We start from the raw sequence: 17,081 nt of genomic DNA, 5'->3' as shown, positions 1-17,081 counted from the left end.
TGCGCGCAGCACGCGCCACCGGTGGCAGGTCTTCGGACTCGTGGGCTCCGGGCCGGGGTGGCCGCGCCTACTGACCGTCGCTTCCCAGGCGCCATGGCGCGACGCCCAGTGCGTGGTGACGGTGTTCGTTCCCACTCACCGCTGCGGGGCAGTCCCGGACTCGCACCGGGTTCCCTCTTGCCTCACCGTGGGGCGTCACCCCCGGCGGTGAACCACCAGCGGAGCGATACTACATCTAGTGTCCGGGGCGCGCGACCACCGCAAGATAGCGTGTGTCGCCTCATACCACGCTTCCAAAACCCGTTGCGCCCGAACCCTGTCCCGGCTGGCATACCGACCGCGATGACCCGACCGCACGTGTTCGACATGGACGGCACCCTGCTCAACGGCGGTACGGCGAGCCTGGAGGTGGCCCGCGTCCGCGGGACGGTCGCGGAGCCGACCGAGCTGGAACACCGATTCGCGGTCGGCGAGCTGGACACGCGCGGATTCTCCGGCGAACTCCCCCGCCTGTGGGCCGACCTCACCGCCGAGCAGGGGCGGAGTGGTTCCGTGCTCAGGCGCGCACGGCGGCGGCCGACGCCGCCGTCCGGGGCGACGACGGCGCGGCGCCCCGGCGCCGGGCAGGGCGTCGGCCGTCTCGGCGAGATGTGCGCTGCACGCCGTCTCCGCAGCACCCGCCGACACCGCGCCACGGAACGGGCGGGCGGCGCTGTCCGGAAGGGCTACTCGTCCAGCAGCTTGTCGAGTTCGTCCTCGCCGAGGCCGAGATCCATCCGGATCCGGAACCGGATGCGCAGCAGTTCCAGAAGCAGATCGTGCATGTACGGTGAGACGTCCTGGTGCCGGAACCGCTCCACACCCAGGGTGGCCCACACGTGCGCACCCTTGAGGTCGTCGTGGGCCTGGAGGGTCTCGGCGATGTGGATGAACGTGGGCAGGTTGCGCGGGCCCTCTGCGCGCAGCCGGTCGAGTTGGGCGTACCCCTCGTCGATGCGGTCGAGTTCGAGCAGCGCGCCGGCCTGCAGGGCGCGGGCGTCGATGATGGTGACGCCTCCGTCGTCGATGGCGCGCTGGTAGAGGGCGGAGGCGCGTTCGAACTCCTGCGCCATCTCCCACTGTTCCCCGGCGCGGACGAACAGTTCGGCGCGGGAGATCTCGCTGTCGGCGTCGACCCGGTTGGCGAGGTCGGTCAGCTGGCGCGCGACGGCGGCGTGGTCGCCGGACTGCACGGCTCGGAACTCCAACCGGTCAAGGTCTGACGTTGTCACGCGGGTCACTGCCACCCTCCCTCGTCGCCGCTGCACGCCACGTCCTACTGATCGCGGGAACGCTCAAGAGCGTCCCAGAATCCCTGCCGGAGCGCGTGCCGAACCTCGTCGCGCAGCAGGAAGTCGATGGGCAGCGCCGACCCCTGGAGCAATCGGGCCTCCAGGTCCGATGGCATGCGTGGCTTGCGGGCGAGTACGGCCTCAAGCCACAGCACCGGCGCGTCGCGCGCGATGGACTCCGCGAAGTCGCTGCCCTCGCGAGCGGCGACTTCGACGGCGTCCTCGACGGTGCGCGCGGTTGAGGAGCCGGGGTGGACGTAGCCCACCCGCGGCGTCGGATTGGTGTACGGCCCATGCTGGACCGGTGAGTGGTCGGGACGGGGGCCAGTAGCGGACCCGAGACCCGGCTGGGTCTCGGCAGCGCTCCTGAAGCTGGCATCAGCTCCCGTACTGGCCCCAAAAGTAGGGTTTGGGCCGGTGTTACCCCCAAACCCCGGGTTCTCACCCGTGTTCGGCCCGTACCGGGGGTCGGGACCCGGTGGCGCGCCGCGCGAGGGTGGCGCCTCGCGCTCGTACTGGCCGCCGCCCATCAGCGGGTTGCGGTGCGCCCCGGTCGGCGGCTGCTGGGCCGGCGGCGCCGGCTGGCCGTGGGGAGCACCACCGTATCCGCCCTGCTGAGCGATCCCGCGCATGCCCGGGTGGGCGCCGGTGGGCGGGGCGGCGTGGCCACCGCCACCGGGGTCGGCGGCCGGGTTGGGGGCCGGCGCCATGCCGGCGTGCGCCGCGCTGGGCGGCGCCTGCGGCGGCGGCGTGGGCGCGCTCGCGGTGGGGAAGCCGTTGGTGTCGATCGGCCCGGAGGCGTTGGGCGACCGCGGCTCCATGGTGTCGGACCCCTGCGGGGCGAGGTGGTCGCCCCCGCGCTGCTGGGCCAGGCTCTGCCGCATGGCGCGCAACTGGTCCATGGCGCTGCCGCTCGCGGCCGGCTGCGCGCCGGTGCCGGCGAACAGCGCGTCCAGCCCGGAGGCCGGCGACGGGGCCGGCTCGACGCGGGACGACCCCGCGTGCGCGGTCACCGGCTGGCGGGTCACCGGGCCGGTGCTGGCCCGCCCTCGCCCGTTGCTGAGCGGGCCGCGCGCGACGGCGGGCGTGGTGTCCTCAGGGGACTCCGAGCCCGCCAGCAGGTTGACGTACGGCCGGAGGTGCCCGGCTCCGATCTCGATCAGATCGTCGCACTCCCGGCGCAGCGCGCGGGAGATCGTCCAGTTGCCCTCCACGGAGATGTGGATGACGGTGACCCGGACGCCGAGGTCCTGCACGTCGGCGACGACCTGCGCCATGTCCTCGTCCGCGCTGACCAGGACGGCCTCGCACAGGACGCCGGTCCTCGCGAGCGTGGTCAGGTCCCGTTGCACATAGCTTTCGACGCCCTCTCGTCTGCCCGGACGGATACGCGCGGCTCGGAACTTGATGCCGGGGATGTCGGCGATGCCGTCCTGCTCCGGGGTGCGACGTCCCTCGGGGGTCGCCTCGTACCAGTAGCAGCGCAGCAGCGGCAGCCCCGTGCGGTCACGTGCCACCTCGTTGAGGAGCTGTACGAGTCCCGCGTAATCCCAAGACACGGAGTCGCGGTTGCGAGTTCCGTGCACAGCCATCGCGCCGTCGGCCAGGAGGTAGCCGGCGTCAACGAACAGCGCGCAGCGATCCACGCGACACCGCTCCTTCCCTTGGTTCTGGTCTCCCGGGCCGGTCGCCCGGTCCTTGGATTCCGGCATCGGCACTTGGCCAAAGACAGGCCGGGCCACAGCCTAGCCAAGTCTGTGCCGGTTTGTGTGCGCTCTCCGATACCCAGGGTTGTGAGCTAGGCGAATGGCAGCGGTCCGGCGGGTTTCCGCGAGATTTCCGGCGGCGGTGTCGCGGGGCCCGGAGGCCGGGTTCCGGCGGTCCGCGGCGCCGCCGGACAGGGCGCCGGGCCGCCGTGGACCGCCGGTCAGCCCGCCCGCACCGCTGCCGCGTGCTGCGCGGTGGGCCGGGCGGGAGCGGGCGCCGGGGACGGACCGACGAGGATCCGTGCGTCGGCGTGGACCCGGACGCCGTGGTCCGCGACGCCGACCGCGATGGCGCCGTGTACGTGGATGACCAGGCCCTGGCGTGGCGCGGCCGTGCCTTGTTCGGGGGGCGCGGGCGTGCGCGGGGGATCGGGCCGGTCCGGAGGTTCCGGCGGCTGCGGCGCGACGGGCGGCGCCGGGGGGTCCGGGTGCGCGGGCGGCTCCGGCGGGGCGGGCGGGCCGGGTGGACGCGGGGGCTCCGGTTCCTCCGGAGCGGGCGCGGGGGCCGGCGGGGGCTCTTCGGGAGCCGCCGGCGGCGTCGGCCGGGGGACGGGGCCGGGGCCGGGCTCCGCGGGCGGGCTCGGCGGGTGGTGCGGCGGGACGGGCGACGCCGCGGCCGGCGGCGTGGGAGCCGGCGGCAGCGGCTCCTCGTCGCCCACCAGCGCCAGCGCCGCCTCGGCCGCGGCGACCGCCGTCGCGGCGCCCACCGCGGCGGCCTGCCGCTGCCGCCTGGGCAGCCTGGACCACCATCCGGCGAGCGGGCCGGCCGCCAGCGACGCCAGGTACCCGGCCGCGCCAGGACCGGCGATGAGCGGAAGGACCGTGCCGCGCAGCCCGAGGTTGACGTCGATCAGTTCGGCGTACACGGCCCGGCAGTCGGCGCAGCCGCCGAGGTGCCGGTCCACCACGGCGGTCTCGCGCTTGGCCAGGCCACCGCGGACGTAGGCGCCGAGCCGGTCCAGGGCCGGCCGGCAGGACTCGGCCGCGCCTCCGGCCAGGTGCATCTGCAGGTACGCCTGGCGCAGCCCCTCGCGGGCCCGGTAGGCGAGCGCCGCCACGCTGTTGGCGCTGATGCCGAGCAGCGGCGCCACCTCCGCCGGCCGGGCGCCCTCGATCTCGGTGTGCCACAGGACGGACTGCCAGCGCTCGGGAAGCGACAGGAAGGCCTGTGCGATCAACGACCGCTCCAGCCCCTCCACCGCGGGATCGACGAACGGTTCGCCGTGGTCGAGGCTCTCGATGTCGTCGGTGACGACCTGGCGGCGTTCGCCCCGGTAGCGGTCGTAGACGACGTTGCGCACGGTGCTGAGCAGGTACGGGCGGAATCCGTCGCGGGGGCCGCCGCCGCGCTGCAGGATGCCGAGCACCCGCGCGAAGGTCTCGGAGACGACGTCGTCGACCTCGGCGTCGGCCCGGACGAGTTGGCGCGCCAGTCCCCGTGCCGCGTCACCGTGCCGCGTGTACAGGGTCGCGAAGGCGCCGGAGTCGCCCTCGCGGACCGCGTCGATCAACTCTTCGTCACCCATCAGAAGCTCAGCGTAGTCGTGCCGCGCGTCCGTCATGCCCCGCCCTCAGCCATGCAACGTCCCTCCCCACCGGCCGCGCCGCGGCCACCCCCACGCCGCAGTGACCCCGGCTTTCGGTACATCCCGCTTTACCGGCGCTTGGCGTGCTGATTCCCATGTAAATACGTCCGCGAAAAAATTTCTCGGATTCCGCGTCATAACCGCCGCCGACGTCCGTGTTCCCAGTGACGGCGATCGGGAGGGCCCGGGGGGGCGGGCCGCCCGGCCGCACAGCGGACCGGCAACGACAGGAGCAGGCCATGGGGGGACCCGGGATCGACCGCCCGGACGTGGCGGGCACGGGCGGCGTCGACGCGGACATCCGGCTGCGCGCACGGTGGTCGAGACGCAGCCGGGCGACCGGCTGGCCGCCACGCGACGAGTGGTGGACACCGGCGGTGGACGCGGTGTGCCGTGCCGCCGTGACCGGCGGCGGGCTGGCCGACTGCTGCGACCGTCTCGGCCGGGCGCGGGCGCGATCGGGGGTGGCGATCAGCGCCGCCCTGGACGATCTCGCCGCGCTCTGCGACGTGCTGGACTGGCCGGCGCCTCCGCTGGAGCTCGTCAAGGCGCTCGCGGAGGGCTGGGTGGGCGGCGAGACCACACCGAAGGACTGCCGGGACCCGCTCACCGGGCTGGCCACGGCCGGCTACCTGCGCACCCGGCTGGGCGAGCTGTACCAGGCGGCGACACCCGACCGGCCGCTGCCGCACACCCACCGGCTCCTCGTCGTGGCGCTGGACCCGGCGGTCGACCCGTGGCGGCGGGCGGCCCGGATGATCGTGCTCGGCCACGAACTGCGCCGCTTCTTCCGGCGGGGGGAGTCACTGGCGCTGCTGACGCGGGAGCGGATCGGCATCGTCACGCGGGTGACGCCCGACCTGCCGCACCGCACCGGCGCGCTGCGGGACCGGCTGCGTCGTGAGCACGAGGCGGCGCTGTGGGCCGCCGACCTGCCATCAAGCTACGCCGAGGCGCTGGACTTTCTGACCGACGTGGGACGTCCGCCGTCCACCGAGTGACGTCCCGTCGGCGCCGCCGGCCCCGCCCGGTCCCGTAGAGGGGGCGCGACCGGGAGGCCGGCGGTGCGGCCGGGCCGCGCCCGCGGAGAGGGCGGACGCGGCCCGGCTGGAGCGCCCCGGGGACGCCGCGGAGAGGCGGCGTTCCCGGGGCGCCCTTCGCTTGGGCGGGCCATCCGGGTCCGCCGTGCTGGCGGGTCCACGGGCACCGGCGCCTCGCCCGGGCCTCGCCGCGAGGCCCGGCGGCACGCTTCGCGTGGCCGTTCCCGGGCGCTCGGCGCGTTCCGCACCGGGAACTCGGGGACTCGGCAGTACCGGTGACGAAGCGGTTCACCCGCCCTGTGGTGCGGTTCCACCGGTCACGGCGCACTGGCCACAGGACGGGCGCGGTGCGGCGACCACCAACGGCGTTCAGCGTCAGATGTCCGCTGAAGCGGGAGGTGACCGGTGAGGCCCATCGCGCCCCGCCCACGCGGCCACAGCCACCCTCGTTTCCGGAACGGCGGATCTCCGGCTCGCATCGGAGCCGGAGGTTCCGGCTCGCCTGTCCGTGCGAACCACGGTGCGGGCTGGCAGGCGACCCCGCGCAGCAGGTCCGGCGTCGGCGGAGTGGACGCTGCCGGACCGGCCCAGCGGTCGTACGCGACGCTGCTCCCCCATGGGGTCCGCCGGGTGTACGGCGCGGTGCACGACTCGGTTTCGGTCTTGTCGCTGCCGGGCGGGCCCACGGTGCGGTGCCAAAGGGGCGTCTTCAATTGGCGCGGGCCAGATGGCGAAGCGGCCGGATTCGGCGATCTTCAGTACGTGGTGCGCCGGCTTCTCTCCGACCTCCATCGCCTGCCGCGGGACAGCGGTTACGGGCCACCGCCCGTCTCCCGCATGCGGCGAACGGCGCGTTCTCGTGCCCGGAAATTGCGGCCGCGCACGGGCGCCGAGCGGGGACGTGCCCGGAAACGCGCCGACTCGGCGGACGGCGGAGCGTGGACGGCACTCGCCCTGGACGGCTCACGAACCGGCCGTCCGGGTCCGCCGTGGTGGCGGGCCCGGACGGGAAGGGCCGGGACCGGCGGTCCGGTCAGTCGTCCGTGGCCAGGACCTCGCCGTTGGTGGCGTCGAGCGCGGCCTCGCGGTCGTTCTGCCCCTCGGCCTCCCAGTGGTGCACGGCGTCCTCGCGGTCGTCGCCGTCATCGTCGCGCTCGGCGGCTTCGAACTGCAGCTCGGTCACGGGACCGCCGATCGCCTCCTCGGCCGCGCGTACCGCGGCGGCGAGGTCGGTCTCGACGTCGGCCACCGCGAGGTCCTCGGCGTCGGCCCGCTCCTCGTGGACCGGAGTCACCTCGCCGGTGTCCGGGTCCACGTGGAACTCGTGGTCGCGCTCGTCGGCGACGGTGACGACGTCGACCTCCCAGACGCCGTCGTCGAACTCGACGTCGTGCGGGATGCCGTCCGGTACTTCGGCGGCGGCGCGCTCGGCGGCCGCCAGCAGGTCGAGCGTGCCGCCGCCGTCACCACCGCTGCCGCCGTTGTCCGAAGCCGGGCTGACGGCCGGAGCGTCGCCGCCACCGTCGTCGGAGGCCAGCGAGATGTGGGTGGGGGCTTCGCCGCCGGTGCCGAGGCCACCGGTCGCGGCCACGGCCAGACCGGCCGCGCCGAGGGCGATCACGCCGAGCGCCGCGCCGCCGGCGATCAGCAGCGGGGTCCTGCCGAAACGGGTGGGGGTCATATCAGGGGTCCTCTCCTGGTCGTCCTGCGATCCCGGTCGGTCACGGTTCCCAGACTCCCCCGGAGGGTCCTAGCGGCGCGCTGCCGCGACGTTAAGGGCAGCCTAGGGCGTGTCTTGGATCTCCGAGGTGGGTCGCGGCCGTCGTCCACGCCCCGCGGGTCGGCGCGCAGGCGGCGGCCTCTAGTGCGGGTCGAGGACCATCGGGCTCCGCAATGGCCTGACTCGGCCGTTCCCCGGCGGTTCCACCCGGACTTCGCGGTCGGCGACCTGCACGCGGCCGAGGCCCGGCTGCTGGAACCGGGCGCGGGTGAGCCGGATCACCAGCCGGGTCACGACAGGTGGCGGGTCCGCACTGATCCGGCCGGGCACCCCTTCTGCCTGGTCAGAGACTGATCGGTCCTGCTCGGTCCGCCGACCGTCGGCGGACCGCGCTCCGGCCCCGGCTACAGGAGCGCGACCAGCTCCTCCACCGCGGCGGCCACCTCGTCCGGCCCGCCGCCCGGCTCGCGGGTGACCACGGGCCAGCCGCGCAGCCCGGCCAGCCGGGCGCACCTGGCGTAGCGGGGATCGGTGAGCAGGTAGCCGCAGGGGGCGTCGGGCCAGTCGGCAACGAGGGGCAGCGGTTCGGCGAAGAACTCCGGGGGCCGCGCGGCGGGATCGGCGGCGTCCGGTGCCGGGCCCGGCCACTCGGGGGTCTGCGTGGCGGCGAGGTCGGCCCGGCTCGCCCGGCCGGATCCGGGGAGCAGCGCGTCGACCAGCAGGTAGCCGGCGATCCGGCGGTGCGCGGCCCGCTGCGCGGCGCCGATCGCGGGCAGCAGCGGTCCGGCCGAGCCGGCGGCGGCCAGCAGCACCGGGGCCGCGGGGGCGGCCCGCGCGATCTCCAGCGCGGCGCGCGCCACGTACCGCGCGGCGTAGGGCGGCCGGTCGTCGTCCTCGACGCTCGGCACCACCACGTCGGCCAGCGGCCCGCCGCGCCGGGCCAGCCGCTCCGGCAGCGCGCCCCACGCCCGGGCGTCGGCCAGCGGGCTGTGCAGCAGCACGGCGCTGGCGGGGGTCACGCCTCCGGCCGGGTTTCGCCGACCACCCAGCGCAGGTAGCCGGGGTTTCCGCCTTCGACCGGCACCGCGATGATCTCGGGGACGTCGTACCCGTGTTCCTCGACCAGGTGGGCGGTGAGGGCGTCCAGCCGGTCGGCGGCGGTCTTCATGACCACCGTCCACTCTTTGTCGAAGCGGACCTCGCCCTCCCACCGGTAGCAACTGGTGACCGGCCCGCCGACCTGGGCACAGGCCGCCAGGCGGCGCTCGATCACCGACCGCGCGAGCCGTTCGGCCTCCGCCGGGCCGTCCGTGGTCATCTCGACCCGCAGGCAGCGGCCCTCGGCCGGCTGTTCCGCCATGTGTCTCCCCTTCGCAGCTCAGGGCGGGTGATGGGCGGGTCCGGGCGCGCTCTAGGCTCATGGATCATGAGCGATCGCGAGGACCTTCTTCGGCACATCAACGATAAGGCCGTGGTTCACGGCAGAGTCACCCTCTCCTCGGGGCGGGAGGCCGACTACTACGTGGACCTGCGCCGGGTAACGCTGGACGGCGAGAGCGCGCCGCTGGTCGGCCGGGTACTCCTGGAGGCGACGGCCGACCTCGGTTACGACGCCGTCGGCGGACTCACCCTGGGCGCCGACCCGGTCGCGACCGCGATGCTGCACGCCGCGCACGCCGGCGGGCGCCGGCTGGACGCCTTCGTGGTGCGCAAGGCCGGCAAGGCGCACGGGCTGCAGCGCCGGATCGAGGGGCCGGACGTCGCGGGACGGCGCGTGCTCGCGGTGGAAGACACCTCGACCACCGGTGGCTCGGTCCTGACCGCGGTGGAGGCGCTGCGCGAGGCCGGCGCGGAAGTGGTGGGGGTGGCCGTCATCGTCGACCGGGGCGCTCGCGCGGCGGTCGCCGAGGCGGGGCTGCCCTATCGGGCGGTGTACGAACTCTCCGATCTGGCGGTGTGACGTGGCGCGGCCGGACACGCGCGCCGCGGTGTCTCCGGCCGCTTCCTCCGGCCGAGGACGGCCCGGGACCGGCGGCACCGCGGAGGGACGCCGGGCAGCACCACGGACCGTCGCCGCGCACACGACGGCGACGCCGGTCGGCCGTGGCCGGTCCGGCGTGAAGGTGCGCCGACGTCAGCCGGCCGCGGCCGTGACGCCGCTCGTCTCAAGGGCTGATCCCGATTGGGTGGGCACGGCGCTGTCGCTCGTCCCGGGCAGTGAGCGGTAGAGGAAGTACCCGCCCAGAACCACCAACGCGACCAACAGAACGACCGCGCCGGCGATGGCCAGTGCTTGTCCAACGCCCCGCGGATCATTGCGATGTCGTCCCACGCAGCAGAATGTAGCGTGACCCGACCCGGAGAATCGATGGCCGAAGGGGGTCGATCTCCACTTAATGTCACATCAATTACATAACGGGGTTGTTCCCGCACGCTTCGTCGCCCGTCCGCGCGTCCCGGCTCCGCCCCGATTCGGCATTCTGGTCTAGACCTTTCGCGAACCACAGGTGTTCGCGATACTGGCCGGGTAACCCCATGGGTGATCCAGTGACAGACTGGCCTCGCGGCACCGACGAGGCCGATCAGTGAACGCTCCAGGCCGAACCAGGGAGTCTTAACCATGCCTATCGCTACCCCAGAGGTCTTCGCCGAGATGCTGGGCCGCGCGAAGTCGCAGGGCTTCGCCTACCCGGCGATCAACGTGACCTCCAGCCAGACGCTGCACGCTGCGCTGCGCGGCTTCGCGGAGGCCGAGAGCGACGGCATCGTGCAGGTCTCCACCGGCGGCGCGGAGTTCCTCTCGGGCGCGACCGTGAAGGACATGGTCACCGGTTCCGTGGCGTTCGCCGAGTACGCCCGCATCGTGGCCGACAAGTACCCGGTGAACATCGCGCTGCACACCGACCACTGCCCCAAGAACAAGCTCGACGGCTTCGTGCGTCCGCTGCTGGAGATCTCCAAGGAGCGGGTGGCCGCCGGCAAGGAGCCGCTGTTCCAGTCGCACATGTGGGACGGTTCGGCGGTCGAACTGGAGGAGAACCTCCAGATCGCCGAGGAACTGCTCGCCGCGTCCAAGGCCGCCCGGACCATCCTGGAGATCGAGGTCGGCGTCGTCGGCGGCGAGGAGGACGGCATCGTCGGCGAGATCAACGAGAAGCTCTACACGACCCCGGGTGACGGCCTGCGCACGGCCGAGGTGCTCGGGCTCGGCGACAAGGGCTACTACATGGCGGCGCTGACGTTCGGCAACGTGCACGGCGTGTACAAGCCGGGCCACGTCAAGCTGCGCCCCGAGGTCCTCAAGGAGATCCAGGACGCGGTCGGCGCCAAGTACGGCAAGGAGAAGCCGTTCGACCTCGTCTTCCACGGCGGGTCCGGCTCCACGCTGGAGGAGATCCACGAGGCCATCGAGTACGGCGTCGTGAAGATGAACATCGACACCGACACCCAGTACGCCTACACCCGGCCGATCGTCGACCACGTCATGAAGAACTACGACGGCGTGCTCAAGATCGACGGTGAGGTCGGCAACAAGAAGGTCTACGACCCGCGCTCCTACGGCAAGGCCGCCGAGGCCGGCATGGCCGCGCGGGTGGCCGAGGCCGCGCAGCAGCTGAAGTCGGCCGGCAACAAGATGCGCTAGTCAGCGGTGCCGGCCGCCCCTCCCGGAGGGGCGGCCGGCTTCCCTGTCGACCCGGACACCGGCGCACCGGAGCGGCAAGTTTCCCTACCCAACAAGTCGGTATAGCAGTATAAAGTGCCGGACCGCGTGATCACGTTCCCCGCTCGATACCGTAGATTCACCTGCGGTTCAGCGTCATGCTCCGGAAAGACACGAGAAAACGTCCAATGATCCCGGCTCTGCTTGAGTTCTTACGACCGCTCCTCAGCGCCTTCCAGACCAACCTGCCGCTCATCGTGCCGACGTCGGTCGTCATCGGCTCCATCGCGACGTACACGTACCGGCGCATCTCGATCAGCACGGCGCTCTGGGAACGGCAGAACCAGCGTGAAGAGGAACTCGTCGCGCACCAGACCAACGCGCTGGACGACCTGAAGCAGCGAGCCCAGCCGTACCGGAACGCCCGCGCGGAGGCGGGCAAGTACGCGGACATGGTCCAGATGCACGCCGACGCCCTCGGCGAGCGCAGCCACGCCATCCAGAACGCCCGGCTGCTCACCAGCGGATCCCCGCTCCTCCAGCAGGCCCGTGCCGACGACGAGCGGCGGCAGGACCCACGGCTGCTCCCCCGAATGCTGCAGCGTGTCCGCGACACGGCGGGGGCGGCGCGCGCGGCCGTGGACGCGGGGCGCAACACACTGGCGTCAGAACGGACGCGACGGCGCGGCGGTTCCGCGTCCCGCCGGAGCCGGTGATCCCGCTCGGTTCCGCCCGGCCGCCCGCTGCGCGGCTCCCCGATCCCGACCACGCGCGTGCGCGCGCCTCTGAACGGTTGTCACCATGAGCACCATCGCCACGGTCTCGGCTCTCGCGATCCTCGCCGCGGGAGTGGTCCGGCTCGTCCTCTACCGCAGGTGGACGAGGACGGGGACCTACCGGTCCCATCCGGAGGGCCATCGCGCCCTCCTGGAGGCGCTGCGCCGCCTCCACGCGGCGAACGAGCGGTCGGCACGCGCACAGAGCGCGCTCGCCGCCAAGAACACCACCCTGGACACCTTGTTCCTCGCCATCATGCGGCACCGGACCGCGACGGCCACCTCGGCGACCGCGGAGGCCGGGGAGGCCGCCGAGGCCCTGGCCGCCGCCCGGAGCGAGCTGCGGCGGCTCGACGGCGTTGTGGAGGAGAGCATGGCCGCCGCGGGTGCGCAGCCCGACTTCGCCGCCGCACCGGGAACCCCGGGCGACACACGGCGGATCGTGGTCGGGTCCGCGCTGCTCGTGGTGCTGGCGGTGCTGCTGATCGCGGTGGGGGTGTGAACGGCGTGGCCACGGGCCGAAACGAGGAGAGCGGCATGCGGAGTCCGGACGCGTCCCGCCCGGGGCCGTCGGGCACCAGGGCCGAGCGTGCGCGGGGCCGGAGGTGGCCGGCGTGATGGGCTTCCTGGCGTGGCTGATCGTGGCCGCGCCGCTCGCGGTGGGCGGCTGGCTGTCCGTCAGACAGGCCCTCATCAAGCATGACAAGGTCAAGAGCCACGTCGCCGAGGAACGGGCCGCGCGCCTGGAGGCGGTGGAGAACATCTACCAGCAGGGGCTGCTGGAGGCGGTCGCACCCCAGGACTACGCCCAGCTGGAGCGCGCCGAGCGCAAGCGCATCGCCGGCGCGGCGGAGAAGCACGCCCGCCACCTGCAGGTCATCGAGGAGACGCGGCGGGAGATCAGAGGGGACGTCGAGACGCTCCGCGAGCACGGGGTGCTCACCCAGAGCTATGCGGAGATCATGACGCCGGGCGTCGAGATCGGCTTCCGGCTCCGGCCGGGTTTCACCGCCGACGATGCCGAACGGTTCCGCCAGGGCATCGAACTGGTGCGCGGCATGGACGAGCGCGAGCGGGTCGAGCCGCTGGAGGTCCCGCCGGAGATTCCCCTGGAGAAGGTGATGCGCAACCTCGACTCCCTTCCCCGGACCCTGGAGGAGATGATCGAGTTCATGGAGAAGACGACGGGCGAACGCGACGTCGTGCGGCGTTTCGCCGAGATCGCCGACCACCCCCACCGGCTGGACCCGACGAAGCCGCCCGGATCCGGCCGGTCCAGGCGCCACGGCACCTCCGGGACGCGGAGCAGCGCCGGGACGCGGACGACCGCCGCGCGGCCGAAATTCCGGCTCGGCGGGCGTGGGAGGCGCTGACATGGCGACGATCGTCCACTACCTGTTCGAGATCGCCTTCCTGGTCGCGGCGGCGGTGATCGCCGTGTCCGCCGCGACACGCCTGTCCTGGGACTCTCTGGACGTCCCGGGCGGACTCCTGGACGCGCGGGCCCGGGGAGACCGACTCGCCGTGACGGAGGCCGCGATCCGCCGCCAGACCGAACTCCTCGCCGAGAAGGAGCGGCTGATCGAGTCGCTGGCGGGTGACGACCCGGCGCGGGACGTGTCCGCCGTCCGCGCGCGGATCACCGAGATCCACGCGGAGATGGAGCGGGCCGCCGCGGAAGCCGCCGCCGGCGACACCGAGATCGAGGACCGCACCGCCCGGGAGCGCGCGGAGCTGGACCGCGCCCGCGCGACCGCCCGGCGGGCCGAGATCGTCCTGCTGGCCGTTGCGGTGGCCGGGGCCGCCGGGCTCACCGCGGCGTTCCTCACCGGCCCGTCCTGACGTCGCCGAGCGGCGCCCGCGCGGCCTGACCGGGGCGTTCCGGCCGGTACCGCGTCCCACTCCGGGGCGCGGCGCTGGCAGGATGGGCGGCATGAGCCTGCATCAGAACCTGCTCGGCGAGCCGCCCGAGACGCGGCTGCCCGACTCCCCCGAGGCGCGGGAGGCCCTTGCCGCGGCCGCCGACCCGGCCGAGGTCGCCGCCCGCTTCCCCGCCTACTCGGCCGCGTGGGCGGCCCTCGCCCAGCGCGCCCTCGACTCCGGCGACCCGGTGGCCGCCTACGCCTACGCCCGGACCGGCTACCACCGCGGCCTCGACCAGCTGCGGCGGGCCGGCTGGAAGGGACACGGGCCGGTCCCGTGGGAGCACGAGCCCAACCGCGGCTTCCTGCGCGCGTTGCACCTGCTCGCCGAGGCCGCCGGCGCCATCGGCGAAACCGAGGAGCACGAGCGCTGCGCCACCTTCCTGCGGGACAGCAGCGCGACCGCCGCCGAGGAGCTCGCGGGCTGAGGCGCGGCCGAACGGGCAGGTGACCGGCGTCCAAGGTCCCTTAACCGGCCAGGTACGGTCATGTACCCTCAATACGCAAGAGCCCCTGTCGCTTCTTGCGCCAGGGGCTTTGTCACGCCGGGCGTGACGACTGTGCCCACGGTCCTCGTAGGTAGGGAAGAGGTAGACGCGGATGCCGGCCATCACGATCATTGGCGCCCAGTGGGGAGACGAGGGCAAGGGCAAGGCCGCCGACCTCGTCGGTGACCGCGTCGACTATGTCGTTCGGTTCCAGGGCGGCAACAACGCCGGCCACACCGTGGTCATCGGCGACGAGAAGTACGCGCTGCACTCGCTTCCCGTGGGGGTGCTCTCCCCGGACGTGGTGCCGGTCATCGGCAACGGCGTGGTCATCGACCCGGCGGTGCTGTTCGAGGAGATCCGCGGCCTCCAGCAGCGCGGGGTCACCTGCGAGCGGCTGCTGATCTCGGCCAACGCGCACCTGATCATGCCCTACCACCGTGCGCTGGACAAGGTCAGCGAACGCTTCCTCGGCAAGTCGCGGATCGGCACCACCGGCCGCGGCATCGGGCCCACCTACGCCGACAAGATCTCCCGGGTGGGCATCCGGGTCCAGGACATGTTCGACGCCAAGATCCTGCGCAAGAAGCTGGAGCTGGCGCTCAACGACAAGAACCAGATCCTGACCAAGGTGTACAACCGCCGCGGGCTGGAGCTGGAGCAGATCCTGGAGGAGTACGTCGGTTACGGCGAGCTGCTGCGGCCCTACGTCGCCGACACCGGGCTCGTCCTCAACCGCGCGCTCGATGAGGGCAAGACGGTGTACCTGGAGGGCTCGCAGGCCACCCTCCTCGACGTCGACCACGGCACCTATCCGTTCGTCACCTCGTCCAACCCCACCGCCGGCGGCGCCGCCGTGGGCGCGGGCATCGGGCCGACCCGCATTACCAAGGTCATCGGCATCCTCAAGGCCTACACCACCCGGGTCGGCGCCGGGCCGTTCCCGACCGAGCTGCACGACGAGTCCGGTGAGTGGCTGCGCCAGAAGGGGCACGAGTACGGCGTCACCACCGGGCGCAACCGGCGCTGCGGCTGGTTCGACGCGGTGATCGCCCGCTACTCGGCGCGGACCAACGGCATCACCGACTTCTTCCTCACCAAGCTCGACGTGCTCTCCGGGCTGGAGCGCGTGCCGGTGTGCGTGGCCTACGACATCGACGGCGTGCGGCACGACGAGTTCCCGATGACGCAGACGGAGTTCCACCACGCCACCCCGGTGTACGAGTACCTGGACGGCTGGGCCGAGGACCTGTCGCAGGCGCGTTCCTTCGAGGAACTGCCCAAGAACGCCCAGGCGTACGTGCGCGCCCTGGAGGAGATGTCGGGCGCCCCGTTCTCCGCCATCGGCGTCGGGCCGGGCCGGGAGCAGACGCTGGAGCTCCGCTCCCTGGTGTGACCGGTCCCGGCCGCCCCCGCCGGACGGCCACGCGCCGTCCGGCACGATCGACATCCCCGAAACCACTAGGGTCCCTGCTGTGAAAGCCCTCGTTCTCGGCGGCGGAGGCCGCGAGCACGCGCTCGTCCGAGCGCTGTCCCACGATCCCGGAGTCACCGGCCTGCACTGTGCCCCGGGCAACCCCGGCACGGCCGAGTCGGCGGTGAACCACTCCCTCGACCCCACCGACGGCGCGGCCGTGGCCGAACTGGCGGTCCGCCTCGGGGTGGACCTGGTGGCGATCGGCCCGGAGGCGCCGCTGGTCGCCGGCGTCGCCGACGAACTGCGCGCTCGCGGCATCGCCGTGTTCGGTCCCGACCGCGCGGCCGCCCGCCTGGAAGGCTCCAAGGCGTTCGCCAAGGAGGTCATGGCGGCGGCGGGCGTGCCCACCGCCGGTGCCTACGTCTGCGAGACGGCGGCCGAGGCGGCCGAGGCGCTGCGGGTGTTCGGCCCGCCCTACGTGGTCAAGGACGACGGCCTGGCCGCCGGCAAGGGCGTGGTGGTCACGGAGGATCTGGCGACCGCCGAGCGGCACGCGGCCGAGTGCGGCCGGGTGGTGATCGAGGAGTACCTCGCGGGCCCCGAGGTGTCGCTGTTCGTCCTCAGCGACGGCACGCACGCGGTGCCGCTGCTGCCGGCCCAGGACTTCAAGCGGGCCCGCGACGGCGACGCCGGTCCCAACACCGGGGGAATGGGCGCCTACACCCCGCTGCCGTGGGCGCCGCCCGGCCTGGTCGAAGAGGTCATGCGCACCGTTGTGGAGCCGACCATCGCCGAGATGGCGCGGCGCGGCACCCCGTATCGCGGCCTGCTGTACGTGGGGCTGGCGCTGACCGCCAAGGGACCGCGCGTCGTCGAGTTCAACGCCCGCTTCGGCGACCCCGAGACCCAGGTGGTGCTGGACCGGCTGGCCACTCCGCTCGGCGCCCTGCTCCTGGCCACCGACACCGGTGGGCTCGGCGGAACGGCGCGCCTGGACTGGCACCCCGGCGCGGCGGTGACGGTCGTCGTCGCGGCGGAGAACTACCCCGGCACGCCCGCCAAGGGCGACGTGATCTCGGGCGTGCCGGCCGCCAACGCGGTCGAGGGCGCCTACGTGCTGCACGCGGGGACGGCCCGCGACCCCGAGGGCCGGCTGGTCGCCGCCGGTGGCCGGGTGCTCAACGTGGTCGGCACCGGCCCGGACCTCGCGACGGCCCGCGAGCGCGCCTACGCGGCCGTGGCGAAGATCGAGCTGCGGGGCTCGCACCACCGGACGGACATCGCGCTGTCGGCGGCGCGATAGCCGGGGCGACCTCGGCCGGAGATCCCGCCGGGCGGCGGCCGCGTGAGCCGCGGACCGCCGCCCGATCCCGC

17 protein-coding genes and 1 riboswitch are annotated in these 17,081 nt (G+C 73.5%); of the genes, 11 read left to right on the top strand and 6 right to left on the bottom strand.

Annotation, left to right across the window (positions count from 1 at the left end; all coding sequences use genetic code 11):
- Nucleotides 1-6: 6 nt before the first annotated feature.
- Nucleotides 7-232, bottom strand: a riboswitch (cobalamin riboswitch).
- 493 nt (nucleotides 233-725) lie between these two features.
- From ACFQRF_RS10570 to ACFQRF_RS10560, 3 genes are all read right to left on the bottom strand, one after another.
- The gene (locus ACFQRF_RS10570) at nucleotides 726-1,280 is read right to left on the bottom strand and encodes a hypothetical protein (protein ID WP_379870834.1); all 555 of its coding nucleotides are present in this window, start codon (nucleotides 1,278-1,280) and stop codon (nucleotides 726-728) included.
- Between the two features lie 35 nt (nucleotides 1,281-1,315).
- Nucleotides 1,316-2,977, bottom strand: a complete 1,662-nt coding sequence (locus ACFQRF_RS10565) for an NYN domain-containing protein (RefSeq protein ID WP_379870833.1) — start codon at nucleotides 2,975-2,977, stop codon at nucleotides 1,316-1,318.
- Nucleotides 2,978-3,258: 281 nt separating this feature from the next.
- A complete protein-coding gene (locus ACFQRF_RS10560; protein WP_379870832.1) occupies nucleotides 3,259-4,623 on the bottom strand; it encodes a sigma-70 family RNA polymerase sigma factor in 1,365 nt (454 codons plus the stop codon).
- Nucleotides 4,624-4,922: 299 nt separating this feature from the next.
- Between ACFQRF_RS10560 and ACFQRF_RS10555 the strand changes: the two genes are divergently transcribed.
- Nucleotides 4,923-5,684 carry a hypothetical protein gene (locus tag ACFQRF_RS10555; RefSeq protein ID WP_379870831.1) on the top strand — a complete coding sequence of 254 codons (762 nt, stop codon included), beginning with the start codon at nucleotides 4,923-4,925 and terminating at the stop codon, nucleotides 5,682-5,684.
- Between the two features lie 1,072 nt (nucleotides 5,685-6,756).
- On the opposite strand, the gene ACFQRF_RS10550 is transcribed toward ACFQRF_RS10555, so the two are convergent.
- A complete protein-coding gene (locus tag ACFQRF_RS10550) occupies nucleotides 6,757-7,404 on the bottom strand; it encodes a PepSY domain-containing protein (RefSeq protein WP_379870830.1) in 648 nt (215 codons plus the stop codon).
- A 114-nt stretch (nucleotides 7,405-7,518) separates the two neighbouring features.
- On the opposite strand from ACFQRF_RS10550, the gene ACFQRF_RS10545 reads away from it, so the two are divergent.
- Nucleotides 7,519-7,797: a VOC family protein gene (locus ACFQRF_RS10545; protein WP_379870829.1), complete on the top strand. Its 279-nt coding sequence runs from the start codon at nucleotides 7,519-7,521 to the stop codon at nucleotides 7,795-7,797.
- 50 nt (nucleotides 7,798-7,847) lie between these two features.
- On the opposite strand, the gene ACFQRF_RS10540 is transcribed toward ACFQRF_RS10545, so the two are convergent.
- Together ACFQRF_RS10540 and cutA are read right to left on the bottom strand one after the other, a co-directional pair.
- Nucleotides 7,848-8,462 (bottom strand): hypothetical protein, encoded by a 615-nt coding sequence (locus ACFQRF_RS10540; RefSeq protein ID WP_379870828.1) that lies wholly within the window; start codon nucleotides 8,460-8,462, stop codon nucleotides 7,848-7,850.
- Nucleotides 8,459-8,803: a divalent-cation tolerance protein CutA gene (cutA, locus tag ACFQRF_RS10535; protein ID WP_379870827.1), complete on the bottom strand. Its 345-nt coding sequence runs from the start codon at nucleotides 8,801-8,803 to the stop codon at nucleotides 8,459-8,461. The genes ACFQRF_RS10540 and cutA overlap by 4 nt, the downstream gene beginning before the upstream one ends.
- Nucleotides 8,804-8,869: 66 nt before the next feature.
- On the opposite strand from cutA, the gene pyrE reads away from it, so the two are divergent.
- The 9 genes from pyrE to purD all read left to right on the top strand — a co-directional run bounded on the left by pyrE (nucleotide 8,870) and on the right by purD (nucleotide 17,010).
- Nucleotides 8,870-9,403 (top strand): orotate phosphoribosyltransferase, encoded by a 534-nt coding sequence (gene pyrE / locus ACFQRF_RS10530; protein ID WP_379870826.1) that lies wholly within the window; start codon nucleotides 8,870-8,872, stop codon nucleotides 9,401-9,403.
- Between the two features lie 660 nt (nucleotides 9,404-10,063).
- The gene (gene fbaA, locus ACFQRF_RS10525; protein ID WP_379870825.1) at nucleotides 10,064-11,086 is read left to right on the top strand and encodes a class II fructose-bisphosphate aldolase; all 1,023 of its coding nucleotides are present in this window, start codon (nucleotides 10,064-10,066) and stop codon (nucleotides 11,084-11,086) included.
- Nucleotides 11,087-11,292: 206 nt separating this feature from the next.
- Nucleotides 11,293-11,820 carry a hypothetical protein gene (locus ACFQRF_RS10520; protein ID WP_379870824.1) on the top strand — a complete coding sequence of 176 codons (528 nt, stop codon included), beginning with the start codon at nucleotides 11,293-11,295 and terminating at the stop codon, nucleotides 11,818-11,820.
- An 85-nt stretch (nucleotides 11,821-11,905) separates the two neighbouring features.
- The gene (locus ACFQRF_RS10515; RefSeq protein WP_379870823.1) at nucleotides 11,906-12,382 is read left to right on the top strand and encodes a hypothetical protein; all 477 of its coding nucleotides are present in this window, start codon (nucleotides 11,906-11,908) and stop codon (nucleotides 12,380-12,382) included.
- 112 nt (nucleotides 12,383-12,494) lie between these two features.
- The gene (locus ACFQRF_RS10510) at nucleotides 12,495-13,253 is read left to right on the top strand and encodes a hypothetical protein (RefSeq protein ID WP_379870822.1); all 759 of its coding nucleotides are present in this window, start codon (nucleotides 12,495-12,497) and stop codon (nucleotides 13,251-13,253) included.
- A gap of 1 nt (nucleotide 13,254) precedes the next feature.
- Nucleotides 13,255-13,722 carry a hypothetical protein gene (locus ACFQRF_RS10505; RefSeq protein WP_379870821.1) on the top strand — a complete coding sequence of 156 codons (468 nt, stop codon included), beginning with the start codon at nucleotides 13,255-13,257 and terminating at the stop codon, nucleotides 13,720-13,722.
- Between the two features lie 91 nt (nucleotides 13,723-13,813).
- Complete coding sequence (locus tag ACFQRF_RS10500) at nucleotides 13,814-14,230, top strand: DUF3151 domain-containing protein (protein ID WP_379870820.1); 417 nt, start codon at nucleotides 13,814-13,816, stop codon at nucleotides 14,228-14,230.
- Between the two features lie 172 nt (nucleotides 14,231-14,402).
- A complete protein-coding gene (locus ACFQRF_RS10495; protein WP_379870819.1) occupies nucleotides 14,403-15,686 on the top strand; it encodes an adenylosuccinate synthase in 1,284 nt (427 codons plus the stop codon).
- Nucleotides 15,687-15,765: 79 nt separating this feature from the next.
- Nucleotides 15,766-17,010 carry a phosphoribosylamine--glycine ligase gene (purD, locus tag ACFQRF_RS10490; protein ID WP_379870818.1) on the top strand — a complete coding sequence of 415 codons (1,245 nt, stop codon included), beginning with the start codon at nucleotides 15,766-15,768 and terminating at the stop codon, nucleotides 17,008-17,010.
- The last annotated feature ends 71 nt before the right edge of the window (nucleotides 17,011-17,081 follow it).

The sequence above is a fragment of the Marinactinospora rubrisoli genome (assembly GCF_042664915.1).
Classification (GTDB): domain Bacteria; phylum Actinomycetota; class Actinomycetes; order Streptosporangiales; family Streptosporangiaceae; genus Marinitenerispora; species Marinitenerispora rubrisoli.
The sequence above is the reverse complement of the archived record's forward strand: the minus strand, read 5'-3'. Positions and strand labels throughout refer to the sequence as shown.